The 24,072-nt window shown below is 70.1% G+C and carries 21 protein-coding genes; 8 read left to right on the top strand and 13 right to left on the bottom strand.

The window, feature by feature from the left end; translation table 11 throughout:
* Positions 1–67: 67 nt before the first annotated feature.
* On the bottom strand, positions 68–670 hold the full coding sequence (locus ABFX81_RS32705) for a hotdog fold thioesterase (protein ID WP_086854568.1): 603 nt from the start codon (positions 668–670) through the stop codon (positions 68–70).
* Entirely contained in the window at positions 667–1,485 is an 819-nt protein-coding gene (locus ABFX81_RS32700) for an ABC transporter substrate-binding protein (protein WP_346139079.1), read from the bottom strand. Before ABFX81_RS32700 ends, ABFX81_RS32705 begins: the two co-directional genes overlap by 4 nt.
* A 315-nt stretch (positions 1,486–1,800) precedes the next feature.
* Between ABFX81_RS32700 and ABFX81_RS32695 the strand changes: the two genes are divergently transcribed.
* The gene (locus ABFX81_RS32695; RefSeq protein ID WP_086854566.1) at positions 1,801–3,024 is read left to right on the top strand and encodes an acetyl-CoA C-acetyltransferase; all 1,224 of its coding nucleotides are present in this window, start codon (positions 1,801–1,803) and stop codon (positions 3,022–3,024) included.
* Positions 3,025–3,185: 161 nt separating this feature from the next.
* Complete coding sequence (locus tag ABFX81_RS32690) at positions 3,186–3,983, top strand: TetR/AcrR family transcriptional regulator (RefSeq protein WP_346139078.1); 798 nt, start codon at positions 3,186–3,188, stop codon at positions 3,981–3,983.
* Positions 3,984–4,118: 135 nt separating this feature from the next.
* Here the strand turns inward: ABFX81_RS32690 and ABFX81_RS32685 are convergent, their stop codons facing one another.
* From ABFX81_RS32685 to ABFX81_RS32665, 5 genes are all read right to left on the bottom strand, one after another.
* On the bottom strand, positions 4,119–5,345 hold the full coding sequence (locus tag ABFX81_RS32685) for an MFS transporter (RefSeq protein WP_086854564.1): 1,227 nt from the start codon (positions 5,343–5,345) through the stop codon (positions 4,119–4,121).
* A gap of 272 nt (positions 5,346–5,617) precedes the next feature.
* Positions 5,618–6,571, bottom strand: coding sequence for a fumarylacetoacetate hydrolase family protein (locus tag ABFX81_RS32680; RefSeq protein ID WP_086854563.1), 954 nt, complete (start codon positions 6,569–6,571; stop codon positions 5,618–5,620).
* A 281-nt stretch (positions 6,572–6,852) separates the two neighbouring features.
* A complete protein-coding gene (locus ABFX81_RS32675) occupies positions 6,853–7,791 on the bottom strand; it encodes a VOC family protein (RefSeq protein ID WP_086854562.1) in 939 nt (312 codons plus the stop codon).
* Positions 7,792–7,836: 45 nt separating this feature from the next.
* Positions 7,837–9,369, bottom strand: a complete 1,533-nt coding sequence (locus tag ABFX81_RS32670; protein WP_346139128.1) for a bifunctional 3-(3-hydroxy-phenyl)propionate/3-hydroxycinnamic acid hydroxylase — start codon at positions 9,367–9,369, stop codon at positions 7,837–7,839.
* A gap of 281 nt (positions 9,370–9,650) precedes the next feature.
* Entirely contained in the window at positions 9,651–10,520 is an 870-nt protein-coding gene (locus tag ABFX81_RS32665; protein WP_086854560.1) for an ABC transporter substrate-binding protein, read from the bottom strand.
* A gap of 430 nt (positions 10,521–10,950) precedes the next feature.
* On the opposite strand from ABFX81_RS32665, the gene ABFX81_RS32660 reads away from it, so the two are divergent.
* Positions 10,951–11,550: a TetR/AcrR family transcriptional regulator gene (locus ABFX81_RS32660; protein ID WP_346139077.1), complete on the top strand. Its 600-nt coding sequence runs from the start codon at positions 10,951–10,953 to the stop codon at positions 11,548–11,550.
* A 714-nt stretch (positions 11,551–12,264) separates the two neighbouring features.
* Here the strand turns inward: ABFX81_RS32660 and ABFX81_RS32655 are convergent.
* Entirely contained in the window at positions 12,265–13,230 is a 966-nt protein-coding gene (locus ABFX81_RS32655; RefSeq protein WP_086854558.1) for a pirin family protein, read from the bottom strand.
* A gap of 226 nt (positions 13,231–13,456) precedes the next feature.
* Between ABFX81_RS32655 and ABFX81_RS32650 the strand changes: the two genes are divergently transcribed.
* Positions 13,457–13,747, top strand: coding sequence for a tetratricopeptide repeat protein (locus ABFX81_RS32650; protein ID WP_086854569.1), 291 nt, complete (start codon positions 13,457–13,459; stop codon positions 13,745–13,747).
* 72 nt (positions 13,748–13,819) lie between these two features.
* Here ABFX81_RS32650 and ABFX81_RS32645 read toward each other — a convergent pair whose 3' ends face one another.
* Complete coding sequence (locus ABFX81_RS32645; protein ID WP_086854557.1) at positions 13,820–15,229, bottom strand: PepSY domain-containing protein; 1,410 nt, start codon at positions 15,227–15,229, stop codon at positions 13,820–13,822.
* A 154-nt stretch (positions 15,230–15,383) separates the two neighbouring features.
* Here ABFX81_RS32645 and ABFX81_RS32640 point away from each other — a divergent pair, with 154 nt between their 5' ends.
* Together ABFX81_RS32640 and ABFX81_RS32635 are read left to right on the top strand one after the other, a co-directional pair.
* A complete protein-coding gene (locus ABFX81_RS32640) occupies positions 15,384–16,028 on the top strand; it encodes a peptide deformylase (protein WP_346139076.1) in 645 nt (214 codons plus the stop codon).
* Between the two features lie 141 nt (positions 16,029–16,169).
* Entirely contained in the window at positions 16,170–17,762 is a 1,593-nt protein-coding gene (locus tag ABFX81_RS32635) for an ABC-F family ATP-binding cassette domain-containing protein (protein WP_346139075.1), read from the top strand.
* Positions 17,763–17,849: 87 nt separating this feature from the next.
* Here the strand turns inward: ABFX81_RS32635 and ABFX81_RS32630 are convergent, their stop codons facing one another.
* On the bottom strand, positions 17,850–19,280 hold the full coding sequence (locus tag ABFX81_RS32630; RefSeq protein WP_346139074.1) for a dihydrolipoyl dehydrogenase family protein: 1,431 nt from the start codon (positions 19,278–19,280) through the stop codon (positions 17,850–17,852).
* Between the two features lie 118 nt (positions 19,281–19,398).
* Here ABFX81_RS32630 and trxA point away from each other — a divergent pair, with 118 nt between their 5' ends.
* On the top strand, positions 19,399–19,785 hold the full coding sequence (gene trxA, locus ABFX81_RS32625) for a thioredoxin (protein ID WP_086854799.1): 387 nt from the start codon (positions 19,399–19,401) through the stop codon (positions 19,783–19,785).
* Here trxA and ABFX81_RS32620 read toward each other — a convergent pair.
* From ABFX81_RS32620 to ABFX81_RS32610, 3 genes are all read right to left on the bottom strand, one after another.
* Entirely contained in the window at positions 19,782–21,218 is a 1,437-nt protein-coding gene (locus ABFX81_RS32620; RefSeq protein ID WP_086854798.1) for an aldehyde dehydrogenase family protein, read from the bottom strand. The two genes, trxA and ABFX81_RS32620, sit on opposite strands and share 4 nt — an antisense overlap.
* A 327-nt stretch (positions 21,219–21,545) precedes the next feature.
* Positions 21,546–22,595: a LacI family DNA-binding transcriptional regulator gene (locus tag ABFX81_RS32615; protein WP_428837240.1), complete on the bottom strand. Its 1,050-nt coding sequence runs from the start codon at positions 22,593–22,595 to the stop codon at positions 21,546–21,548.
* An 82-nt stretch (positions 22,596–22,677) separates the two neighbouring features.
* Complete coding sequence (locus ABFX81_RS32610; protein WP_086854801.1) at positions 22,678–23,346, bottom strand: TetR family transcriptional regulator; 669 nt, start codon at positions 23,344–23,346, stop codon at positions 22,678–22,680.
* A gap of 129 nt (positions 23,347–23,475) precedes the next feature.
* Between ABFX81_RS32610 and ABFX81_RS32605 the strand changes: the two genes are divergently transcribed.
* Complete coding sequence (locus tag ABFX81_RS32605; RefSeq protein ID WP_086854797.1) at positions 23,476–24,039, top strand: NAD(P)H-dependent oxidoreductase; 564 nt, start codon at positions 23,476–23,478, stop codon at positions 24,037–24,039.
* Positions 24,040–24,072 lie beyond the last annotated feature (33 nt).

Here is a 24,072-nt window from a genome sequence, read left to right as displayed (position 1 = left end):
GGAAGTACCGTTTGATCTCTGCACCCGCGCGTCCGCCGGACGACCTGGGCGCTCGGCGTCCGCGGCTCTAGCGGCCCGTCGTGTGTCCTGGCACGGCGGGTCCGTCCACCGCGTCGGTGTCCGCGCCCGCCGGACGGGCGCGGTGCTCCTCATGGCCGGCTCGTCCGGACAGGCTGCTCGGGACCGGATTGCTGCCCGCCGACGGCACACGGTCCGCCAGGACGATCTGCGCCCCCCGCCCGCTGAACTCGACGATGACCTCGTCACCGCGCCGCACCGTGACCTCACAGATCACTGAGCGGCCCTCCCAGGAGCGGGTCACCGCTTCGGCGATCAGGTCGTCACCGAGGTGGCCTGGGCGCCAAAAGGTGATGTCCGCGCTCGCCGTGACGACCGGCGGGCCGAAGCTGTTGACGGCGCAGGCGAAGGTGGTGTCGGCCAAAGCGAACACGAGCCCGCCATGCACGATCGCGTGCCCGTTGACCATGTCCGGCCGGACCCGCATCCGTGCGCGCGCCCGACCGTCGGCCGCCGACTCGACCTGTATCCCCAGGAGTTCGCAGGTACGGTCCTCGCTGAGCAGATGACGCACGCTCTTCGCCACCTGCCCGTCCGTAACGCGCTCCGCGTCACCGCGACGGCCGTCGGACGTGAACGGGTCGGGCGTCATGGACGCAGCTCCAGACCGAGCGGGCGGCCGTCGTACAGGTCATCGGCACCAGGCGCCCGGTCGGGCATCATGCCGAGCTTGTCGCGCATCGTCAGGACACACTCCAGACCGGCACGAGCAGGAGCCAGTGAAACGGGGCGGGTGCGCAGCGCGGCCCGCGCCGAGGCCGGTCCGTAGCCGCCTCTCGTCAGCACGTCCAGGATCTGTTCGTCCTCAGTGGCGTGCAGCCACATCCGCGCCGCATCGAGGGCCGTGAGGTAGAGCGAGAGCTTTTCCCGCCCCGCCTGCCGCGTCGTGGGGCCGGCCACGACACCTTGCCCAGGGAAGTCCGGCACCTCGTCCTCGACCGCGAGCAGCGAGACGAACCCCTCCTGCTGCGCCAGCTCGTCCAGCGGCGGCCCCAGCCACGCCGCGTCGATCGACCGTGAGCGCAGGGCCTCGAAGCGCTCGCGCACTCCGCCCACCGGCTCGAACCCGTACGCGTCGGACGGGAGGCCATGGTGACCGAGAAGATGACGGAGCAAGACGGCGAAGCCGTTGTCCGGCGCATCGACGCCGAGCGTTGCGCCCCGCAGGTCTTCCAGCCCTCTCACCGAGGGCTGCGCGACCAGACGGAGCGGTGTCGTCGACTCGATCTGGGCGACGACCCGCAGGTCGCCTCCGCCGGAGTTCCACACGATCAGGTTGTCGATGGCCGTGACGCCCGCATCGACGTCGTCGGTCAGGAGTCGGTCACGCTGGTCCGTCGACGACTCGATCAGCACGGTCTCGACCTCAAGGCCGACGTAGGCGAAGAAACCCAGCTCATGGGCCACGACACACACGGGTGGCGGAACGAACACCGCCTGTCGAAAGCACGCCGTCATTGGAGTGCTCCTCTCTGCACGAGGTGGCCTCACACTAGGTCAATCGAAACGGAACGTCTAGGATCGCCGCCGGTAATCTTTTCTTGTGCATAGCGCACTAGGGAGCGAACTCAGGACAGCGGGCACCAGCTTCGATGACCTGGTGAAATTGAGACTCCTACGCTCCTATTCGAAACGGTACGTATAGTATCTTCTTCGCTGGAGAGCCGCCTTCATACCGGCCTGCCCCCACGCACCCGTTCGCCATTCTGAGAGGTGCATGACATGCCTGAAGCCGTCGTAGTCGCTGCCGCCCGCACGCCCATCGGGCGCGCCTTCAAGGGTTCCTTGAAAGATGTCCGCCCCGACGACCTCGCGGTGACGGCGGTCCGCGCGGCCCTCGACCAGCTACCCGGACTGGACCCGACAGAGATCGATGACCTGCATCTCGGCTGCGCCGAGCCGAGCGGCGAGCACGGTGCCAACATCGCCCGGCGAGTGGCCGTACAGCTGGGGCTGGACGAGGTGCCCGGCACCACGGTCAACCGTTTCTGCTCGTCCTCCTTGCAGACCGCCCGGATGGCCTTCCACGCCATCAAGGCAGGAGAAGGCCACGTCTTCGTCAGCGCGGGTGTCGAGTGCGTCTCCCGGTATCAGCACTTCGGACCCACCGGAGCGGATGCCGACGACGTCTTGAACCCGGCATTCGATCAGGCCAGGGACCGTACCGCGGAGGACGCACGAACGAACGGCCTGTGGACCGATCCCCGCTCCGACGGCCTGCTGCCCGACGTCTACATCGGCATGGGGCAGACCGCGGAGAACGTCGCGGGCCTTTTCAAGATCAGCCGCCAGGAGCAGGATCACTACGCCCTGCGCAGCCAGCAGCTGTACGCCAAGGCCGCCGAGTCCGGATTCCACGCCCGGGAGATCATCCCTGTCCGAAGGCCCGACGGCACGGTGATCGCGACCGACGACAGCCCGCGCCCCGGCACGACGTACGAGGCCCTGGAAGGTCTCCAGCCGGCCTTCCGGCCAGACGGCTCGGTCACCGCCGGAAACTCCTGCCCGCTGAACGACGGAGCCGCCGCCGTGGTCATCATGAGCGACGTCAGGGCGCGAGAGCTCGGCATCACGCCCCTGGCCAGGATCGTGGCCACCGGCGTGTCCGGCCTGTCCCCGGAGATCATGGGCCTGGGACCGGTCGAGGCCACACGACGGGCCCTCGCGCACGCCGGCCTGTCGATCGGGGACATCGACCTGTTCGAGATGAACGAGGCGTTCGCCGTTCAGGTCATCGCCTCTCAGCGCGAACTCCGCATCCCGCTGGAAAGGCTCAACGTGCACGGTGGGGCCATCGCGCTGGGCCATCCGTTCGGTGCGACCGGCGCCCGCATCATGACCACGTTGATCAACGGTCTGCGTACGCGCGACGCACAGTGGGGCGTGGAGACCATGTGCGTCGGAGGCGGGCAGGGCATGGCCATGGTGCTGGAACGCCTCAGCTGAATACCCCGTCGCGGACCTGGGGTCACCTACCAGCCGGAAGGCCTATGGCAGACGCCGACGCAGAGGGGCCCAGTGGTCAGGCCCAGTGGCCTCCCTCCCGGATGCCGGTCGACTCCCGACCCCCGGGGGCAGCCGAGGGGGCTCCGAAAGCGGACTGAAGCGTGATCCGCGTGCAGTCCGCGGCTGCTGCGTCGCAAGGTCACTCCCAAGGCCGCGGCAGCTACGAGGAGGTGAATGGAGTGGAGGGCAGGGTATTCGCCTCGGCCGAGGAGACGGCCGGCGGGGTCGCCCCTGAGGCAGCGCACGAGAACAGTTCACCGAAGCCCGCAGCATCTTCCGGGAAGCGACAGTGCCGGAGACGCCCTCAGCACCGCCAACGCGATTGCGCAGGAACCCGACGCGCCATCCTCGCAGCGGCCGACGCCGAGTTCGGCGCCCACGGATTCGACGGGGCCCGGGTCGTCCGCATCGCCGAGGCGGCCGGTGTCAGCCACAGCCTGATCACCTACTACTTCGGAGGCAAACTCGGGCTGTACGAGGCACTCACTGAGCGATGGCTCGAGGAGTCCGTCCGGGTCGGTCAGACCCGCAGCTTCACGGAGGCCGTGCGAGGCTACGTGCACTGGGCATGTGAGAACCCTGCGCGGGTGCACGCGCTGACCCGCCAGGAGCCCGGCAGGCGCCCGCCCGTCGAGGACGCGCGGGTCGCCGAGTTGTTCAAGAGCGTCGAGGACATGCGTCAACGACAGACGCGCGGTGAATTCCGCAGTGATCTCGACGTCGGAGCCGTGGCCCTCGTCTTCTTCGCCGCCTCGATCGCTCCGGTTGCCTTCCCGCGGCTCGCCCGTGAACTCATCCAGCAGGACCCCGGCTCACCGGAGTTCATTGGCCACTACGCGAAGCAGATGAGCCGGATCATCTCCGCACTCGCCGAAGTGACCGTCGCCGAGAGCTCGTGAGTGCCGGCCTCGGCCGAGACCGGCACCTCGACGGGCAGACGCTCCGCGTTCGGTGCGTTTCGCTCGCCGGGTGCGAGGTCAGAGACGCGACATGCGGGCGACGAGCGTTTCTGGACTCCGAAAGTACGGAGCCTCTCAGGTGTGCGCCGGCGTAGGACGCCGCCGGTCGGCGCGGCTGCCGAACGCCCAAGCCACCACAGTCAGCACGCCGAGGATCAGACCGAGCACACACACCCCCGTCCAGGCTCCCCGCCCATATACCGCGCCCGTGAGCCCGGAGCCCATTGCTCCGCCGATGAAGTATGCGGTCATGTAGGCCGAGTTGACACGGCTCAGCGCACCGCTGTCCAACTGGTAGATGCGGCTCTGGTTGGCGACCTGGAGTCCTTGCACTGCCAGAGTGAACAGCGCGGCTCCGATGATGACCGGCGCGATGTGGTGGTTCCCGAAGAACAGGACCACCCAGGACAGGGCGAGCAACAGGCAACTGAGGGTGGTCAGCAAACCCCCACGTCCCCGGTCGGTGAGTGATCCGACCGGTCGGGCCACCAGACTGCCTACAACTCCAAGCAGCCCGAACAATCCGATGGTTCCCATGGAGTAGTGGTAAGGCGATCCGCTCAGCAGCATGGTCAGGGCAGTCCACAGCACCGAGAACCCGGCGAAGCTGAGACCGCCGAGCGCCATCCGCACGCGAAGCACCGGCTCTCGCCTGATGATTCGGAACGTGGAGGCCAGCAGCGCCCCGTAGCCGATCCGCGTGGAGGACGTCACCACCGGCATCCGTAGCCGCAGGACCAGGGCGAGCACCCCCATGGCCACAGCGGCAGCGCCGTAGACCGTGCGCCAGCCGGCGAGATCGGCAAGGTAACCGGCCACGGTGCGGGCCAGCACAGAGCCGAGCAGCAGCCCCATCGCCATCGTGCCGACGACCCGGCCGCGATGATGCGCCGGCGCAAGTTCGGTGGCGAACGGGACCAGCACCTGCGCGGTCGAGGCACCTGTTCCGGCGACGGCGGCGGCAGCCAGAAAGAGCGGGGCGGAAGGAGCGATCGCCATCACCGCCAAGGCGACCGCCGTCGTCAGCGACATCAACGGCACGAACTTCGCTCGATCGACGAGGTCACCCAGTGGCAGCAGAAGGAGCAGTCCTGCCGCGTAGCCCGCCTGCGTCAGCGTAATGAGGAGTGCGGCCGTGGACGAGGACGTATGCAGCCCGCGCGCGATGGCGTCGAGTAGCGGTTGCCCGTAGTAGAGATTGGCCACGCACAGCCCCGTGGCCGTGGCCAGGAGCCCGGTGACCCCTCTCCTCCTGTGCGACGTGTGCTGTTGAAGCGAGTCGGCCTTGACACCGACAGACATGATTCTCCTTGGAGTTGAGACCGCCGGGCAGTCCCGGCGGCCGGCATGCCACCGTTCCGGCGCGAAGGGGGAAGCAGGTCTTCGGACGACGCCGGCCGAATCAGGTGGTCCGTGGGTGCCGCCGCGGTCGACAGACAACCGCGGCGGCACCCACGGCAATCGCTACAGTCCGCCTCCTCGCCGGGGTGTCCGGCGACGGGCCTCCGTAGGCAGGACCGTCCCTGCGGTCCCCTCAACCATGTGACGGTCCCGCAGTGACGAATCGAACGTGCCTACCTGCAGACGTTGCGCTGCGACCCGAGACCGGAGATCTCACTCTCCATCACGTCCCCGGCACGCAGGAACCGCCCGTAGTGGGAACCGTTGCCCTCCGGCGAGCCGGTGATGAGCATGTCGCCCGGCTGCAGGACCAACCGGTGGGAGACGTACGAGATGAGGGCGGGGATGTCGAAGACCATGTCACCCGTGTTGCCCTTCTGCATGACCTTGCCGTTGAGCCGCAGCGTGATGTCGAGATCGTGCGGGTCGGCCACGAACCGCGCCGGGACGACGTACGGCCCCGTGGGGTAGAAGCCGGGCTGGTTCTTCGACCGCATCCAGTCCGTGCCCATCATGGGGATCTCCGGGCGGGGCACCAGACTGCGCGTGGTGAGGTCGTTGCAGATGGTGTAGCCCGCGACGTATTCCAGTGCCTCGGCAGGGCTCACCTCTCGCGCCTCGCGGCCGATGATCACGCCCAGCTCGAGTTCCCAGTCGTGGTTCTCACCGATGGAGGGCAGGACGATGTCGTCATAAGGGCCGCTGATGGCTGAGGGAACGCCGATCCAGACATACGGCTCACCGTTCGCCCGGCGCTCGGCGATCTCCCGGGCTGCCTGCTCGCGCAGCTCCTCCTCGGTGGCGTCCGCCTTCCCCAGGCGGTGCGCCACCGTGATCTGAATGACGTGCTCGCGATAGTTGGCTCCTGCGGCGATGATCTGCCCGGGCCGCTGGACCGGGGCCAGCACCCGCAGGTCACCGAGCGGCAGCCCGGGGCCTACGGGCGCGTCGGCGAGACCCTGGAGCGCTGCGAGGGCCGCCTCCCAATCAGCGAGCAGGTCCCGTGTGGTGGCGGCCTCGGGCAGAACGGCCCGGGTGTCGTACACCTTGTCATCCAGGACGATGCCGGGGAACGGACTGCCGGACGCTTCGGCGAACGTTCCCAGGGAGAAGGGCGTACTGCGCATGGGTGTCCTCATGTTTCTGGTGATGGCGGGCGGACCAGCCGGGCGGGAATGGCCTCGGTGTCCTCCGAGGCCCCAAGCCTGCGGCGTCGCTCAGAAGGCTGGCTTGAGCGAGCGCCTGACCGGGAGCTCGGTCATGTCTGGGTACTCATGTGCGGGATCCCGTGTGTCAGCCCGACTCACCAGGCACGCGCGGGGATCCCGTCGAGAGTCACCGGCCGTGGAAGACCGGCGACTCGTCATGGCGGGGCGGGCTGCCGACGCATGGGCAGCCCGCCCTCGTCTCATACGGGGGGTGCGATGAACAGTCCCCGGTCGGGGTCGTTGAACATCTCCCTGGACACGAAGTCGTTCATGGGGTTGGAGGTTCCCCACTGGTCCGAGGTCTCCGGGTCCTCGGTGCTGTAGAGGTGGGGATGCCAGGTGTCCTCGTCCAGCGTCTCCAGCTCCGTGGTGTACTCCATGGTGTTGCCGTTGGGGTCGTGGAAGTACGTGAACGTGTTGTCCCCCGCGCGGTGCCGGCCCGGGCCCCACACCTTGTGGACGCCATCGCGCATCAGTCGGCCACTGCCCCGCATGTACTCGTCCAGCCCACGCATCTCGAACGACGCGTGGTGCAGCGACACATGGGGACACCGGGCGATCGCCATGCTGTGGTGCTGCGGGTTGCACCGCATGAACCACATGATCCCGCCCAGCTTCGGATGCACATTGGTGTCGGTGAGCCGGAAGTCCAGGTACTTCTCGTAGAAGGCCTGCAGTCGCTCCGGTTCAGGCGAGTTGAGGACCACGTGTGACAACCGCACGGGAATGTCCTCGCGCTCCTCGACCTTGCGGTGGGTGCGGGCGGCGACCTCCGTGGAGATCTCGATGGTGCGCCCCTCGACGTCGAAGAACCGGAAGCCGTAGCCGCCGCCCGGAGTCTGCAGCGTGTCCGGCTCCCCCACCAGCTTCACGCCGTCCCTGGCCAGTCGCGCGGCCAGAGCGTCCACCGTCTCACGGTCGGCGGCGCCGTAGGCCACCAGGTCCAGACGCTTGTCCTGGGAGCGGCGGACACGGATCACGTACTGCTCCGGCGAACCTTCAGCAGCGAAGTACGTGACGTCACCGTCGGTGCCAACCTTGGTCAGCCCCCACTTTTCCTCGTAGAAAGCGACCTGCTTCTCGTAATCCTGCACCGCGATGTCCACGTGCCGCAGATGAGTGATCGGACGATCAGGCATGACGAACTCCATTGATGTTGATGGGTGATTACGGGGTCGCGACGATCAGCTCAAGGCCGCCGTCTCTTCGGTCCGAGTGATTTCGCGGTGAGCCTCCCGCTCGAGTCCGAGAGGCAGCATGCGGAGCAGCTCTTCGAGGCTTGGGGCCGTCCGAGCAGTCCCGACCACGTAGCGGTCGGGACGGACCACAACGGCTGGGGAGGTCACGGAATGGAGCAGCTCACCGATCTGCTCCGTCGAAGTGAGCACGGTGATTTCGGGCTCGTCCTCCAGGGCCGCACGGACGGAGACGGGAAGCCCGGCCAGCAGATCGGGCTCGGCGGCGAGCAGGAAGCGATTCCCCACTACGTCGTCGAGACGTGTCCCGTCGTGCAGCAGCGGCTGAATCGACAGGCGCCCGGCGTGCACGTCGACGTCCCCCGTGTGCAACCCGGGCCCCAGCGCTGGGGCTTCCGGGAAGCCCTTCTCGGGCTCGGCGAGGAAATAAGCATCCCGCTTGGCAGCGACATGAGCGTCGGTGGTCTGCACGAGGTTGGCCATCGTCGCCGCCTCGTTGACCCAGTACCAAGCGTGGGGCCGGCGCTCGGACTCGTAGGTGTCGAGCAGGGATTCGGGTGCCCTGCCGCTGGAGACGAGCCGCAGTTTCCACACCAGATTGGTCACGTCCCGCATACCGGCGCACAAACCCTGACCGAACAGGGGCGGTGCCTGGTGGGCGGCATCGCCCGCGAGGAACACGTTGCCAACCCGCCACCTCTCGGCAACGCGGGCGCGGAAGGTGTAGATCGAGCGACGATCCGGGGTGAAGTTCTCAGGTGTGAGAAGGCCCTTGCTCAGCCGGGCGATCCCCTCGGGCGTGATGATCTCGTCCGGATCGTCGCCCGGCAGTACTTTGAGCTCGATGCGCGCACGGTCGCCGGGCAACCTGAGCCAGAGCGCGGGCCGCGTGTGCCGGCCCAGAAGCACCATGTCGCCCTCGATGTCCGCGGTCCCGTGCAGGTGTCCATCGGCCACGAGCCACGGGTCGTCGACGCCGAGGTTCTCGAGGGGGATGCCGAGCGCCTCCCTGACCGTGGAGTTGGCACCGTCGCAGGCGACCACCCAGCGTGCCGTGATCGTCTGCCGCGTTCCCTCGGTCGTCTCGACATGGCAGTGGACGCCTTCCTCGTCCTCCTCGAGCTCCAGGAGCGTGGTTCCGAGGCGGAGCTCCACACCAGGGAGCCGGTCGACCTCGGCGCGCAGCAGCGCGTCGATCTCCGGCTGATGGAACAGGTTCTCGCCGTGCCACGCCTGCGGCCCCCACTGTCCGGTAACGAAGGACAAGAGGGTGTCCCCGGCTTCGTTCTCCATCCGGTAACGGCGCATCGGACTTGTCACAGCGGACACCTGAGACGCAAGACCGATGGGCTGGAAGGAGCGCATCGCCTCGGCATCGAAGTGCACGGCCCGGGCCTGCTTCCACATCTCGGGCCACATCTCGATACCCACGGCCTGCACGCCGGCATGGCCCAGCTCGGCCAGCATCTTCACCCCGATGGGGCCACCGCCGACGACCAGGACTTCGCAGTCTTGGGACACCAAATTTCCCCTGATTCTCTCTGGTACTTGTTCGAAGTACCGCTCTTACTTGTGCACTCCGCCGGCCTGTGGCGGACCTGCCGGCCGCCCCGGCTGTGCCCTCCTGATGGCCCGGAGTCCGCCCCGGCGCGAGCGGAGCTCCGATCTCGCGCTTGAGTGGTGGGTGCCGAGTCCGCAGAACTCTGTGACGAAACCCGCGTCACCGCCCGGCCTTCCGCTCTGCGCGCGGTCGTGTGCTGTGCGGGGCAGCAGACGTTGGAGGTGGGCAGTGCGGGCCGATGTCACGGCCGCAACTCCGCGCCAAGAGGCCCATCGGCGTACAGATCCCCGGCACCCGGTACGGGTTGCGGCAGCAGGCCGAGCCCGTCGCGCATCGACAGGATCCGCTCCAGACCCGCACGCGCGGGAACCAGCGACTCCGGGCACGTCCGCAACGCCGCCCGCGCCGAAGACGGCCCGTGACCACCCCGCACCATCAGGTCCAGCACCTGCTCGTGCGACGCCTCGCGGAGCCACTGCCGCGCGGCTTCCAACGCCGCCAAATACCGCACAAGCCGGTCGTCGTGCGCGTTCAACACCTCTGAGCCGGCTACCACGCCCTGCCCGGGAAAGTCCGGCACCTCCGCCTGCACAGAGGCCAGCGACACGAAGCCCTCCCCCGTCGCCTGCTCATCCAGGGGCGGTCCGAGCAACGTCGCATCGATCGACCCCGCGCGCAGCGCCTCCCACCGCTCACGCACCCCGCCCACCGGCAGCAACGTGTAGTCGGCGGCCGACAGACCACGCCGAGCGAGCAGATGACGCAGCACCACAGCGAACCCGTTGTTCACGGCATCGACGCCCAGCACCGCACCCCGCAGCCCCTGCACCCCGGTCACCGAGGGCCGGGCAACCAGCTCAAGAGGCGTTGTCGACTCCACCTGGGCGACGATCCGAAGATCCCCGCCGTCGGCGTTCCAGACCAAGAGGTTGTCCATGGCTGTGACGCCGACGTCGACGTTCCCGCTCAGCAACCGGTCTCTCTGATCCGTCGACGACTCGACGAGCACCGTCTCGACGTCCACACCCATATCGGCGTAGATCCCCAGCTCGTCAGCTACGACACAGACAGAAGGCGGAACGAACACCGCCTGTCGAAGGCACACCGTCATCGGGCGCCCTCCTTCCTACGAAAGGCAACGCAACACTACATGCGAAACGATACGTTTCGCATCTCATGCGCTTTCACCCGGCCCCCCTCGCGGAACGAAGATCCAGTCGCACCACCCACAAAAACCCCATGAACTGGACTTACGGCTCATCACTCACGCCTTCACCCCTGACGGAGTGACACCAGCCGCAGGACTCTCCGCTCGGGCGATACGAACCGTTCGGGCTGAAAAACAGTGGAGCGCGAAATGCTCAGGAGCACGAAGGGTCACGCCTGCATGGCTCGCTCGAACCACGACGGTCGGCACGGACGCCCCCGGCAGCAACCGCCTGATAGGCGCCAACGATTCGATACGTGTCGTATCCTTTGGTACAAGCATGCCAGTCGCGCTGGCATGGGGATTGCGGTCGCGCCTGAGGTGAATTTCTACTGTGGCTGTACGAAGCGAATCGAGCCGTCGTGCAATCCTCGACGCGACCATGGACCTTCTCGTCCGTGATGGACGGCGTGCCATCACGGTGCAGAAACTGACCATGGAGGCGATCGCCAAGCGGGCCAAGGTCAGCAAGGCGACGATCTACCGGTGGTGGCCCAGCAAGGCCGCGGTCGTCATCGACGCCTTCATGGAGAACCACCTGGCGCACACCCGCATCCCCGAAGGGGTACCGGTGCGCGACGCCCTCCTGACGCACCTCAAGTCGCTGATCACTCACTACGCCGGCCCGCAGGGCAGACTCGTCGCCCAGCTTGTCGCCGAAGGACAGTACGACTCCGAGACCATGGCCAGCTTCCGCGTCAGGTTCTGGAACGAACGTGCCGCAGCTGTTGAGAAACTGATGCGCCGGGGCATCGAGGAAGGCGTCTTCCGTCCGGACCTGGACCCGAGCGCGGCAGCCCAGTTGTTCTACGCTCCGGTCTACCTGCATCTGCTCTTCGGGATCAGCCCGCTCGACAACGCGCTCGCCGAACAACTCGTCGACTTGGGGATCCGAGACCTGGCAGCCCACCCGGTCCAGGATGGAAGGGCCTGAGTTCTCCGCACGCCCGCCCCACGCCGCGAGCGCAGTCGGTCGTTGTGCGCTCCCGACTGATCTCAGGTTTCCGCACATGGGTGGGTCACCGGAGCGCTGACGCAGACTCTAGAGGTGGCACCCTCGCGAGCCAGTCGAGCTGTGTGCGCGTGTGCCATACGGCCTTCTGCAGACCGGACCAGCTGCCACCTTCGACTTGCCGATCTTCGGCTCGTTCTTAACCGTGACATCATCGCAGCAGCTCATGAGCTCGCAGGAGCCGTACCACCAGCAGACGAGGAACCTGCCAGGAACTATGCGACACGGCATCCCCCTACCGGCAGCCGGACCGAGAGCGCTCACTACTACGGCACTCACGCCTTGTCGAACTGCTACAAGACGACAGGCCGAGCGCCAGGTCCTGAACCAGGGTGCGACTCGGCCGCCCACCAGGTCGGATTCCATCCGGCGACCACTCAGCCGGCGATGACTACCCCACCCCCGCAGAGGTAGAACACGAGCCGCCGACGGCCTGATGACGCGTCAGTAGAGTTAGCAAAGGGTTAGCAAGAGTCCTGCCACAGCTGCCCACAGACAGCCACACTATGGAACCGCCAAACGCACCGGCTGGGCCAGCCGGGCTGTTCGGCGTCTTCCGGCAGGCAGCTGGGAGGCGGCAGGAATTGCCCAACCGCCTTCCGTCCGGCGGCCACCAACGCAGAAGCGTCCCGCAGGTCAGCGCACCCTTCCCCGCGGCTTCAACGGCACCGGCGGCAGCTCCGGAGCAGCTAGCGGATCACCGTCGTACCCCTTCACCTCACCGAACCGCGACCCTTCCATCCAGTCCCGCCGCGCCTGTTCGATCTCCTCCTGCGTCCGCCCGATCCAGTTCCAGAACATGATCAGTTCCTCCTCGAACGGCTCACCTCCCAGCAGCATCAGGCCCGCGTCCGACTCGGCCCGCAGCGGCAGTTCGGTGCGGCCGCAGCCGAGGTAGAGCATCGTGCCGGGCAGGACCGGGACGCCGTCGACATGGGCCTCGCCGGACATGGACAGGACGGCGTACTCGAAGTCCGGTTCGAGGGGCAGGCGGACGTCCGCGCCTCGGGTGAGGGACAGGTCGGCGCCGACGATCGGGGTGTACGTCGTGCCGGGCGAGGTCGCGCCGTCGAGGTTGCCGAGGATCAGCGTCGCCTTGACGCCGGGTGCCGTGACGACCGGCAGGTCGGCGTGGTGTTCGAAGCGCGGGTCGGTGTGGCGGTGGCCGTCCGGGAGGGCGACCCACAGCTGCGCGCCGTGCAGGAAACGGGCGTGCGAGCGAGGGCTCTCCTCGGAGTGGCTGATCGCCCGGCCGGAGGTCATCAGGCCCAGTTCACGCGGCCGGATCGTCTGGAGGCTGCCGGTGGAGTCGCGGTGCAGTACCTCCCCCTCGTGCAGCCAGCTCACCGTCTGGAGGCCCATGTGGGGATGCGGCGGCACCTGCATGCCGGGTTCGTCGGCGATGTCGTCGGGGCCGTAGTGGTCGACGAAGCACCAGGCCCCGACCATACGGCGGCCGAGGTTGGGCAGCAGCCTGCGGACCTCGCTGGACTCGCCCAGCTTGACGTGGCGAGGACTGAGGAGTTCGCGAACCGGCTCGGCAACGACGAAGCCGCGGCCGCCGCACAGGGAGGGAGCCGCCTCGCGCTCAAGATTGCTCATGGCTCACAACCTAGTCCGGTGGAAGGGCCCGCGTCGCGCGTCGTTCGGGCCGCGCCCGGGCGCCCGTGTCGACCGGCCGCCCTTGCCGAGTAGCGGTCCGCTCTGTAGTGGAATATTAAACCAATCCGTTCGGTTGTCGGCCTCGAAGGAGGCACGAGTGAACACGACCTACGACACCACGTACTACGCCCACGGGACACCGGCGGAGCGCTGGGAGCGCGCGCGGATGTTCTTCGAGGCCAAGGACTACGCCGCCGCCGCGCGGGTCCTGGGTGGGCTGGTCGAGGAGGTGCCCGAGCAGACCGGGCCGCGGCTGCTGCTGGCGCGCTCCTACTACCACTCGGCCCAACTGGGGCGCGCGGAAGCCGAGTTGCGGACGATCGTCGAGCGGGACCCCGTCGAGCACTACGCCCGGCTGATGCTCGGCCGCACGCTCCAGCGGCAGAACCGGCACGAGGAGGCCGAGTCGCACCTGCGGATCGCCTCCGCACTCGCGGGTGACTTCGAGGAGCGCTGACCGGTCCGTACCTGACGGTGCCCGGCTCCGTGTGGAGCCGGGCACCTGCGCGCGAGGGGGGCGGGGGGGCCGCTACTGCGCCGGCGTGCCCGCTCCGTACGTCCGCCGTCCCCGCCGGTACGCGATCTCGCCCAGCAGGATGTCGACGGCAAGGAAGGCGGCCAGCGGGATGCCGAACAGGGGCAGGAAATACCCGAGTACGGCGATCCCCGCCAGCAGCGGGACCAGGATCTGTGGCGGCACCTGCTGCCAGGCTCCGCGCGGGATCGGGCGGCCGAAGGCGGTGCCGCGGCCGCGCTGCCACCACATGCGGTAGCCCCACACGATCAGCAGGATCAGGCAGAGCGCGAGCAGCATCAGGGCGATCTGGTTGGCCAGGCCGAACAGGGTGCCGGTGTGCAGGTCGATGCCCCACCGGGTGAGCTTGGCGAGCACCGGGTAGTCGGCGAACCGCACCACGTCCATGACCTCGCCACTGGCCGGGTCGATCGCGACGGAGTCCTGCTTCTCGGGCCAGCTGCGCTGCACCTGCTTGACGACGTACGCCGACTTCGCGTCCGCCGGCGGCACGATCTCCACCGGGTCGCCCAGGCCCTCGGACCGGGCCGCGGCCAGGACCTTGTCCAGGCCCACCCCGTGCGCGGCGTCTCCCGCCTGCCCGGCGGCGGAGCCGTGGCCGGCGTGGTCACCGCCCGCCGAGGCCGACACCGACGGGGTGGCCTGATCCAGCGAGGTCCGCAGCTCGTCGATGTTGGCCCCGGCGTAGGCCGACCAGGTCAGACCGGTCGCCGAGAGGAAGAAGAACCCGGCCGCCGCCCACGCGCCGATGCTGCCGTGCAGTCCGAGGGTGCGGCGCCGCCCGCTCGTCCCGCGCACCTTGCGCAGCGCGCGGCGGCGGGAGAACCACAGCACGAGTCCGCCCGCCGAGATCACCCACAGCCAGCTGGCCGCCAGTTCGCTGTACAGCCGGCCGGACTCGCCGAGGTGCAGGTCCCGGTGGAACTCGTCGATCCAGGTGCGCAGCGGCAGCGCGCCGGTCGAGCCGTACTGTTCGAGGGAGCCGCGCACCTTGGCGGTGTACGGGTCGACGAACACGGCGAGCGTGTGTCCCTCGTCGACGCCCGGGACACCGGACAGCAGCACCCTGGTCGTGGCGTCCGCCTCGGGCGAGGGGCGTACGGCCGAGATCGTGCCCTCGGGGTGGGCCTTGCGGGCGGCGGCCACCTGCTCGCTGACCGGCAGCTTCCGCTCGCCCGCGGGGACGGTCATCTCGTGGTCGTACACGATTTTCTCGGCCTGGAAGGAGGCGGCGTACAGCAGGCCGGTGACGGCGGCGACGAGGAGGAACGGCGCCACCAGCACCCCGGCGTAGAAGTGCAGGCGGAGGATCAGCGGACGCAGTGGGGTCCAGCCGTTCTTCGACGGTGCGGGGGTGGCGGGTTGCGGGGCCTCGTCCGTGGTGGTCGAGGGAGCGGTGGTCATCGGCGGGCTTCTCCGGGGGACGTCGTCTTGGCCGTCGCGGTGCGGTCGGCGGCCGTTGCGGTGCAGTAGTCGGTCCGGCGGGGCGTCCAGTTCCCGGCGAGCACGTGTGACGTGCGACACACGAGGGTGGGGGGTGTCGTGCCATCCTGACGCGATGGGAACTCCTGGCGATCGCGCACCCCTGGCCGAGCGGGTCGAGGAACTCCTCGCGGGCGGCGGCCCGTTGGCCATCGTCACGGCCGGCGATCCGGTGCTGCGGCGCGGCGCCGAGCCGTACGACGGTCAGCTGGGGCCCGCGCTGCTGGCCCGGTTCGTGGAGGCCCTGCGGGTCACCATGCGCGCGGCGCCGGGGGTGGGCCTGGCGGCGCCGCAGGTCGGTGTGGCGCTGAGGATCGCGGTGATCGAGGACCCGGCGCCGGTGCCGGAGGAGGTGCGGCTGGCGCGCGGGCGGGTGCCGCAGCCGTTCCGGGTGCTGGTGAATCCCGCCTACGAGCCCGTCGGCGGCGCGCGGGCGGCGTTCTTCGAGGGCTGTCTGAGCGTGCCGGGCTGGCAGGCGGTGGTGGCGCGGCCCGCCGAGGTGCGGCTGACCGGGCAGGACGAGCACGGGCGCGCGCTGGACGAGGTGTTCACGGGCTGGCCCGCGCGGATCGTGCAGCACGAGACGGACCATCTCGACGGGGTCCTGTACCTGGACCGGGCCGAGTCGCGTTCGCTGTCGTCCAACCGGGCGGTGACGGAGCGCTGGGCTCAGCCGACACCGGAGGAGGCCGCGCGGGCACTCGGCTTCGAGCTGCCGTAACGCCGGCCGCCGCGGAAATCCGGAGGCGCCCGGCGGGCGCCTCCGTTACCGTGACGTCCATGTCTACGCCCCGAATTTCCTAGCTGAGGACCCACTTCCACGCCACCCGTGTGTCCTCTTGCTTGTTCGGAGCGTTTTCTCATGATCACCGTTCGTGACGTCGACGTGCGCGTGGGCGCGCGTCTGCTGCTGTCCGGCATCTCCTTCCACGTCTCCCCCGGCGACCGCATCGGCCTGGTCGGCCGCAACGGCGCGGGAAAGACGACCCTGCTGCACACCCTGGCGGGCGCCCTGCGGCCCGCCGCCGGGACCGTCGCCCGCACCGGTGACGTCGGCCATCTCCCGCAGGACTCGCGCGCGGCCGACCAGTCGGTCACCGTCATCGACCGGATCCTGTCCGCGCGCGGCCTGGACCACGCCGTACGGGCGCTGCGTCGCGCCGAGGCCGCGATGGCCGACGGGACGGAGCGGTCGATGAACGCCTATGTGCGGGCCGAGGCCGAGTTCCAGGCGCGCGGCGGATACGCGGCCGAGGCGGAGGCCGCCCGGGTCGCCGCCGGAGTGGGACTGGCTTCGGGGCTGATGGACCGGCCGCTGAGCGCTCTGTCGGGTGGTCAGCGACGGCGCGTCGAGCTGGCCCGCATCCTGTTCGCCGGGCACGGCACGCTGCTGCTGGACGAGCCGACGAACCATCTGGACGCGGACTCGGTCGCCTGGCTGCGCGGGTTCCTCACCAGCCACCAGGGCGGGCTCGTGATGATCAGCCACGACACGTCCCTGCTGGCCGGCACCGTGAACCGGGTCTTCCACCTGGACCCGGGGCGTGCCGCGCTCGACGTCCACAACACCGGCTGGGACGAGTATCTGGCCCAGCGGGAGGCCGACGAGCGGCGTCGGACCCGCGAGCGGGCGAACGCCGAGCGCAAGGCGGCGGCGCTGCACGCCCAGGCCGACAAGATGCGGGCCCGGGTGGCTACCGCGGTGGCCGCGCGGAACATGGCCCGCCGCGCCGACCGGATGCTCGCGGACCTCGAACCGGCCCGGCGCGCCGAGAAGACGGCCAGGATCCGACTGCCCGAGCCGGCACCCTGTGGCCGGATCCCGCTCGGCGCCGTCAGCCTGACCAGGTCGTACGGCGGTCAGCACGTCCTGCGGGGCGTCGACCTCGCCGTCGACCGGGGCAGCCGTCTGGTGGTGCTCGGGCCCAACGGCGCCGGAAAGACGACCCTGTTGCGGATCCTCGCCGGGCAGGACGAGCCGGACGGCGGCCGGGTGGTCCACGGGCACGGGCTGCGCCTCGGCTACTTCGCCCAGGAACAGGACACGCTGGATCCCGAACTGACGGTGCGTGAGCATCTGGCGGGTGCCGCCCCGCACCTCGCCGACGGCGAAGTCCGCCAGGTCCTGGGCGCGTTCCTGTTCTCCGGCGACGACACCGGCAAGCGCGTCGGCGTCCTCTCCGGCGGCGAGAAGACCCGGCTCGCCCTTGCGGGCCTGGTGCACTCGGGCGCGAACGTGCTGCTCCTCGACGAGCCCACCAACAACCTCGACCCGGCCTCCCGTGCCGAGGTCCTGGCCGCGGTGGGCACGTACCCGGGCGCGATCGTCATGGTCACGCACGACGAGGGCGCCGTCGACGCGCTGCGGCCGGACCGGGTGCTGCTGCTGCCGGAGGCGGAGGAGGACCTGTGGAGCGACGACTACCGGGAGCTGGTGGTGCCCGCGCACGCCTGATCCTGACGGATCCGGGTCGACTGCGGGAAAGCCCGGGGCCGTCCCGCGCCGAGCGGGGACGGACCCGGGGGCCGCACGAGCCGGAGGTCAGGCGTCGCGGTAGGCCTCCAGCAGCCGCAGCCACACCTCGCTGATCGTCGGGTACGAGGGGACGGCGTGCCACAGGCGGCCGACGGGGACCTGACCGGCGACGGCGATCGTGGCGGAGTGGATGAGCTCGCCGACGCCGGGGCCGACGAGGGTCACCCCGCGCAGGATCTCGTCCTCGAGGTCCACGACCATGCGGGCGCGGCCCTTGTAGCCGTCGGCGTACAGGCCCGCGCCCGCGACGGTGGACAGGTCCACGTCGACGGCCTTCACCCGGTGCCCCGCCTGTTCGGCCTCGGCGAGTGACAGGCCGACGGCCGCCGCCTCCGGGTCGGTGAAGACGACCTGCGGGACGGCGGCGTGGTCGGCGGTCGCGGCATGGGCGCCCCAGGGCTCGGCGAGGAGGTTCTCGCCGGTGGCCCGTGCGGCGATGGCGGCGCCCGCGATGCGGGCCTGGTACTTGCCCTGGTGGGTGAGGAGGGCGCGCTGGTTGACGTCGCCGACCGCGTAGAGCCAGTCGTGGCCGGTGACGCGGAGGCTGTCGTCGACGTCGAGCCAGGTGCCGGGTTCCAGGCCGATCGTCTCCAGGCCGAGGTCGTCGGTGCGCGGCGCGCGGCCGGTCGCGAAGAGGATCTCGCCGGCCTCGATGCGGTCGCCGTGGTCCGTGACGGCGACGACGCTGCCGTTCTCGCGGGTCACCGATTCCACCGACGTGCCGGTACGGACGTCCGCGCCGGCCTCGGTGAGGGCCTCGGCGACGAGTTCTCCGGCGAAGGGTTCCATCCGGGGCAGCAGGCCCTTGCCGCGCACCAGCATGGTGACCTTCGAGCCGAGGGCCTGCCAGACGGTGGCCATCTCCGTGGCGACGACACCGCCGCCGACCACGATCAGGCGGCCGGGCACGTCCTTGGCGCTGGTGGCCTCCCGGCTGGTCCACGGCCGGACCTCGTCCAGTCCGGGCAGCCCGGGCAGGGCGGCGCGGCTGCCGGTGCAGACGACGACGGCGTGCCTGGCGGTCAGGACGCGTTCACCGCCGTCCGGGCCGGTGACCGTCACTGTGCGCGGGCCGGTGAGGCGGCCGTGGCCGCGGTACAGGTCGGCGCCGATGCTGTCGAGCCATCCGACCTGTCCGTCGTCCTTCCAGTCGGAGGTGTAGTAGTCCCGGTGGGCGAGGACCGCGGAGGCGTCGAGGGGGCCCTGCACCGACTGGCTCAGGCCCGGCACGCGGCGGGCGTCCGCGCGGGCGATGACCGGCCGCAGCAGGGCCTTGCTGGGCATGCACGCCCAGTACGAGCACTCACCTCCGACCAGTTCGCTCTCCACGACCGCGGTGGTCAGACCGGCCGCGCGGGTGCGGTCGGCGACGTTCTCCCCCACGGGCCCGGCCCCGAGCACCACGACGTCGTACGCGTTGGTTTCCGTTTCCGTCATGGGGTCAGTCTGGTGGGTGGTGTGCGCGTCGGCCACACGGGTAGGGGCGCGGAATACGTGCCAGGTCGGCCGTGTTGTGCCGACGGCTTGACCCACACCAGGAAGAGGGATTTACGCCATGAGCAGCACCGTGGAGCTCACCAAGGAGAACTTCGACCAGACGGTCACGGACAACGAGTTCGTCCTGATCGACTTCTGGGCGTCCTGGTGCGGGCCGTGCAAGCAGTTCGCCCCGGTGTACGAGAAGGCGGCGGAGGAGAACCCGGACCTCGTGTTCGGCAAGGTGGACACCGAGGCGCAGCCGGAGCTGGCCGCGGCCTTCGGTATCCAGTCGATTCCCACGCTGATGATCGTCCGTGACCAGGTCGCCGTGTTCGCCCAGCCGGGCGCCCTGCCCGAGGCCGCCCTGACGGACGTCATCGGGCAGGCCCGGAACCTCGACATGGACGAGGTCCGCAAGGCGGTCGCCGAGCAGCAGGCCCAGGAGGGGCAGCAGGCGGGCTAGAAGGGGTACGGAGCCACGTCTCCGCGTACCGTCGTCCAGCGCAGTTCGGTGAAGGCCTCCAGGTTGGCCTCGCCTCCGAAGCGGGCGCCGGTGCCGGAGGCGGCCACTCCGCCGAAGGGCGCCACGGCCTCGTCGTTGACCGTCTGGTCGTTGATGTGGACGATGCCGGTCGGGATGCGCTCGGCGAGGTCCAGGCCGCGGGCCGTGTCGCGGGTGACGATGCCCAGGGAGAGTCCGTAGGGGCTCTGCGCGGCCAGGGCCGCCGCCTCGTCGGCGGTGTCGAAGGAGCGTACGGGCGCGACGGGGCCGAAGACCTCCTCCGCGTACGCGGGGGTGTGGTCGCCGACCTGGGCGAGGACCGTGGGCCGGTAGTAGAGCCGGTCGTAGGTGCCGCCCGCGGCGATCTTGGCGCCGGACGCCGTGCTGGACTCGACCAGGCCGTTGATCTTGGCGAGCTGACCCGAGTCGATGATCGGGCCGAGGTGGACCTGTTCGCGGTACGGGTCGCCGACGGCGAGTGACTCGGCCTTGGCGGCGAGCCGCTCCACGTACTCGTCGTACAGGGACGCGTGCACCAGGTGGCGTCCGGTCGTCATGCAGATCTGGCCCTGGTGGAAGAACGAGCCCCAGGCGGCGGTGGAGATCACCGCGTCGAGGTCGGCGTCCGGCAGCACGATCATGGCCGAGTTGCCGCCGAGTTCCAGGTGGGCCCGCTTGAGGTGGCGGCCTGCGGCCTCGCCCACGGCCCGCCCGGCGGGGGTGGAGCCGGTGAAGGAGATGACCGGCACGCGCGGGTCGGCGACCAGGGCCTGTCCGGCGTCCGGGCCGCCGGGGAGCACGTGCAGCAGGTCCTGCGGCAGGCCCGCGGCGGCGAAGACCGCGGCGAGGGACAGTCCTCCGCAGACGGCGGTGCGCGGATCCGGCTTGAGGACGACCGCGTTGCCGAGGGCCAGGGCCGGTGCGACGGAGCGGATGGACAGGATCAGCGGGGCGTTGAACGGGGAGATCACGCCCACCACCCCGGCCGGGACGCGGCGCGTGTACGACAGGCGCGGCGCCTCGCTGGGCAGGACCTGGCCGGCCGGGCGGGAGGCGAGCGCGGCGGCCTCGTAGCACTCCTGGGCGGCGACGTGCAGTTCGAAGTCGGCCTTGCCGGGGACGGAGCCGGATTCGCGGACGAGCCATTCGCGCAGTTCGGCGGCGTGTGCCGTGAACAGGTCGCCGGCCCTGCGGAGCACGGCGGCCCGGGCGAAGTGCGGGGTGCGGGCCCACTCCGGCTGGGCGGCGGCGGCCCTCCCGGCGGCGGTTCCGACGTCCTCGGGGGTGGCGAGGGCGAGGGTGCCGAGGGCTTGGCCGGTGGCGGGTTCGGTGACGGTGTACCCGGGCCCCGTCAGGGTCTGGGGCTGCCAGGTCCTGGTGTCGAGCAACGGCATGACGGCTCTCCGATCGATCGGTCACCGGCTGACGGGGTGGGCGGAACTCCCGTGAGTGCGCGGCCGGTTCGGCGGTCATATGGCGGGACGCGCCGACCGGGACGCAGCCGTGCGTGCCGGTGGCCCGCGTTCGTACGCGTCCCCATTTTGTTGAGCGTGCAACATCCTAGTCATGCCGCGGGGCGACGACCCGGCCGACCGCCCTCCGCTCCGGCCCGCGGCATCCGGATCAACCGCTAGGGCGTGTCCGTAAAATCCCGTCGTCCGCCCGGAGGGCGGGCGTCGCGAGGCCGGCGGGACTTTACGGACACGCCCTAGCGAGTCGGGTCAGCTCGACTCGCGGTGCAGCACCGTGGCACCCAGCACCTTGTGCGTCTCGGGCTCGGTCCCGGGCCTGCGCACAGCGCGGTCGACCAGTTCGGCGAGGTCGCGGCCGGAGGGCAGTTCCAGGCGGACGGTGCTGAGCCGCGGCCGCAGCAGCCGTCCGAGCATCAGATCGTCGGCGCCGATCACGGCCGTCTCCTCGGGGATGCGGATGCCCTCGTCCTGGAGGGCCCGCATCAGCAGCATCGCGTACTCGTCGTTGTACGTGAACACGGCATCCAGGCCGAGGCTACGCCAGCGGGCGGCGAGGCGCGCGGCGGCCTCCTCCTCGTACGGGAGGGGCAGTTCGGTCACGGTGGCGTCGGTGCCCCGCAGGGACTGACGCACCCCGTCGAGCCGGGGCGCGGAGAAAGCCTCGAGGCCGGGTTCCCGCGGGACGACGACGCCGATGCGGCGTCTGCCCCGGTCGTAGAGGTGGGAGCCCGCGCTGTGGCCGACCACGTCGTGGTCCATGAGCAGGGCGTGTGCGCCCTCGATGGTCTCGGGGCCGAGGGTGACCACGGCCCGCGCTCCCGAGCGCTTGAGCACCGCCACTCCGCGCGGGCCGAGCCCGGAACCGGGTACGAGCACGGCCACGGGCCGCAATTCGGCCCAGGCGCGGGCGGCTTCGTCGCCGTGCGGGCCACCGGTGCCGTACTGCACGACCGTGTAGTCCAGGCTGCCGAGCGCACCCTGGAGGTCACTGAGGAACTGGCTGTAGAGCGGGCCGACGGGGAAGGTCGGCGCGGGGATCAGGACCATACGGCTGTGCCCGGCGCGCAGGCTGCGGGCCGCCGCGTGTGGGACGTACCCGAGTTCCTTCGCGGCCTGGTGGACCCGGCGGCGCGTGGGCTCGCTGATCCGTACGGCGCTGGTGTTGTTGAGGACGTAGGAGACGGTCGCGCGCGAGACGCCGGCCAGGCGGGCGACGTCGGCGCTCGTGGGCACGGAGCGCGACGGCACGGGGGACGGGGGCGCGGGCGTTCTGGGTATCTGCACCATGACGTACGGCATCTTGGCAGAAGCCCCAATGCGCTTGTCAGGCGGGGGAGTTGTGAGGAAGCCGTGAGCGGTCACGGAGATCCATGGGCGGACCTCAGCGGGCCGGGGCCGTGCCCGTCACCCGGTTCACGAGGTCGACCCAGGCGTCCTCCAGGCGGGCCAGGGGTATCCCGCACTGCCTGGTCAGGTGGTGGATCAGGGCAGGGTCGAGCTGGCCCATCAGGGTGTGGGAGATCAGTTCGCAGTCCGCTTCCGGGACGACCTGCCGCAGCAGCATCGCCACGTGGTGGTGGCGCACCCGGCGGGGCGGGACGGTGAAGCGGCGGCCGGCGCCCGGCTCGGCCGCCAGTTGCAGCTCCAGTTCGTCCGTGGAGCGGCGCAGCGACGCACAGCCGAACGCCCGCAGCCGCTCCACGGGGGGCGCTCCCGGGCCGAGCGGCGGCGGCCCGGACAGGAACGCGGCCTGGAACTTCTTCTCCGAGTGATCGAGCAGCGCCGTCAGCAGACCGGTGCGGTCGCCGAACCTGCGGAAGACCGTGCCCTTGCCCACACAGGCCTCGGCGGCCACCGCCTCCATCGTGACGGCGTCCGCGCCCCGCTCCGCCACCAGCCGCGCGGCGGCTTCCAGCAGCCGGGCACGGTTGCGCGCGGCGTCGGCCCGCAGGCACGGCTCATCCGGCTCCAGGGCGGTGCCGACCTGGAGCAGCTCGGGGTGGTCGACGGACTCCTGGGGCGTCGGGAAGGGTGGCGGGACGGCGGACATGAAGCCAGCGTAAAGCATCGGGAACAAAACTGGACCGCGGTCCGCTTAGGTGCTAGAACATTAAACGGACCCCGGTCCGGATCGTAACGGCAGTGTTTCGGGGCCGTTCTTCACTACGTGGGAGTCAGCATGTCTGTTCGTATCCTCGCGCTCGTCGGCAGCCTTCGCGCCGGTTCGCACAACCGCCAGCTCGCCGAGGCCACCGTCAAGCTCGCCCCCGAGGGCGCCGAGGTGGACCTGTTCGAGGGGCTGGCCGAGATCCCCTTCTACAACGAGGACATCGACGTGGAGGGCAGCGTCCCGGCCGCCGCCGCGCGGCTGCGTGAGGCCGCCTCCGCCGCCGACGGCCTGATCCTGTTCACGCCCGAGTACAACGGCACCATCCCCGCCGTCCTGAAGAACGCCATCGACTGGCTGTCCCGCCCGTTCGGTGCCGGTGCCCTCAGCGGCAAGCCGGTCGCCGTGGTCGGCACCGCGTTCGGCCAGTACGGCGGTGTCTGGGCGCACGACGAGACCCGCAAGTCCGTGGGCGTGGCCGGCGGCAAGGTGCTGGAGGACGTCAAGCTGTCCATCCCCGGCTCGATGACCCGCTTCGCCGAGACGCACCCGGCCGACGACGCCGAGGTCGCCGCGCAGCTGACCGAGGTCATCGCCCGTCTGCACGGCCACGCCTCGGAGCCGGCCGCTGCCTGACCCGCTCACGCGCGGTGCCGCGGAGGGGCCGAG

Origin of the sequence: Streptomyces coeruleofuscus (genome assembly GCF_039532725.1) — a bacterium.
Classification (GTDB): Bacteria; Actinomycetota; Actinomycetes; order Streptomycetales; family Streptomycetaceae; genus Streptomyces; species Streptomyces coeruleofuscus.
Note: the sequence above shows the minus strand (reverse complement) of the source record. Positions and strands in the feature narration are given on the sequence as shown.

What these genes read in the sequence shown, in the direction of transcription:
- ABFX81_RS32705 (WP_086854568.1), bottom strand. Translation starts at nt 670, where the DNA reads ATGACGCCCGACCCGTTCACGTCCGACGGCCGTCGCGGTGACGCGGAG.
- ABFX81_RS32695 (WP_086854566.1), top strand. Translation starts at nt 1,801, where the DNA reads ATGCCTGAAGCCGTCGTAGTCGCTGCCGCCCGCACGCCCATCGGGCGC.
- ABFX81_RS32685 (WP_086854564.1), bottom strand. Translation starts at nt 5,345, where the DNA reads ATGTCTGTCGGTGTCAAGGCCGACTCGCTTCAACAGCACACGTCGCAC.
- ABFX81_RS32680 (WP_086854563.1), bottom strand. Translation starts at nt 6,571, where the DNA reads ATGCGCAGTACGCCCTTCTCCCTGGGAACGTTCGCCGAAGCGTCCGGC.
- ABFX81_RS32675 (WP_086854562.1), bottom strand. Translation starts at nt 7,791, where the DNA reads ATGCCTGATCGTCCGATCACTCATCTGCGGCACGTGGACATCGCGGTG.
- ABFX81_RS32665 (WP_086854560.1), bottom strand. Translation starts at nt 10,520, where the DNA reads ATGACGGTGTGCCTTCGACAGGCGGTGTTCGTTCCGCCTTCTGTCTGT.
- ABFX81_RS32655 (WP_086854558.1), bottom strand. Translation starts at nt 13,230, where the DNA reads ATGAGCAATCTTGAGCGCGAGGCGGCTCCCTCCCTGTGCGGCGGCCGC.
- ABFX81_RS32650 (WP_086854569.1), top strand. Translation starts at nt 13,457, where the DNA reads ATGTTCTTCGAGGCCAAGGACTACGCCGCCGCCGCGCGGGTCCTGGGT.
- ABFX81_RS32645 (WP_086854557.1), bottom strand. Translation starts at nt 15,229, where the DNA reads ATGACCACCGCTCCCTCGACCACCACGGACGAGGCCCCGCAACCCGCC.
- ABFX81_RS32640 (WP_346139076.1), top strand. Translation starts at nt 15,384, where the DNA reads ATGGGAACTCCTGGCGATCGCGCACCCCTGGCCGAGCGGGTCGAGGAA.
- ABFX81_RS32635 (WP_346139075.1), top strand. Translation starts at nt 16,170, where the DNA reads ATGATCACCGTTCGTGACGTCGACGTGCGCGTGGGCGCGCGTCTGCTG.
- ABFX81_RS32630 (WP_346139074.1), bottom strand. Translation starts at nt 19,280, where the DNA reads ATGACGGAAACGGAAACCAACGCGTACGACGTCGTGGTGCTCGGGGCC.
- trxA (WP_086854799.1), top strand. Translation starts at nt 19,399, where the DNA reads ATGAGCAGCACCGTGGAGCTCACCAAGGAGAACTTCGACCAGACGGTC.
- ABFX81_RS32620 (WP_086854798.1), bottom strand. Translation starts at nt 21,218, where the DNA reads ATGCCGTTGCTCGACACCAGGACCTGGCAGCCCCAGACCCTGACGGGG.
- ABFX81_RS32615 (WP_428837240.1), bottom strand. Translation starts at nt 22,595, where the DNA reads ATGCCGTACGTCATGGTGCAGATACCCAGAACGCCCGCGCCCCCGTCC.
- ABFX81_RS32610 (WP_086854801.1), bottom strand. Translation starts at nt 23,346, where the DNA reads ATGTCCGCCGTCCCGCCACCCTTCCCGACGCCCCAGGAGTCCGTCGAC.
- ABFX81_RS32605 (WP_086854797.1), top strand. Translation starts at nt 23,476, where the DNA reads ATGTCTGTTCGTATCCTCGCGCTCGTCGGCAGCCTTCGCGCCGGTTCG.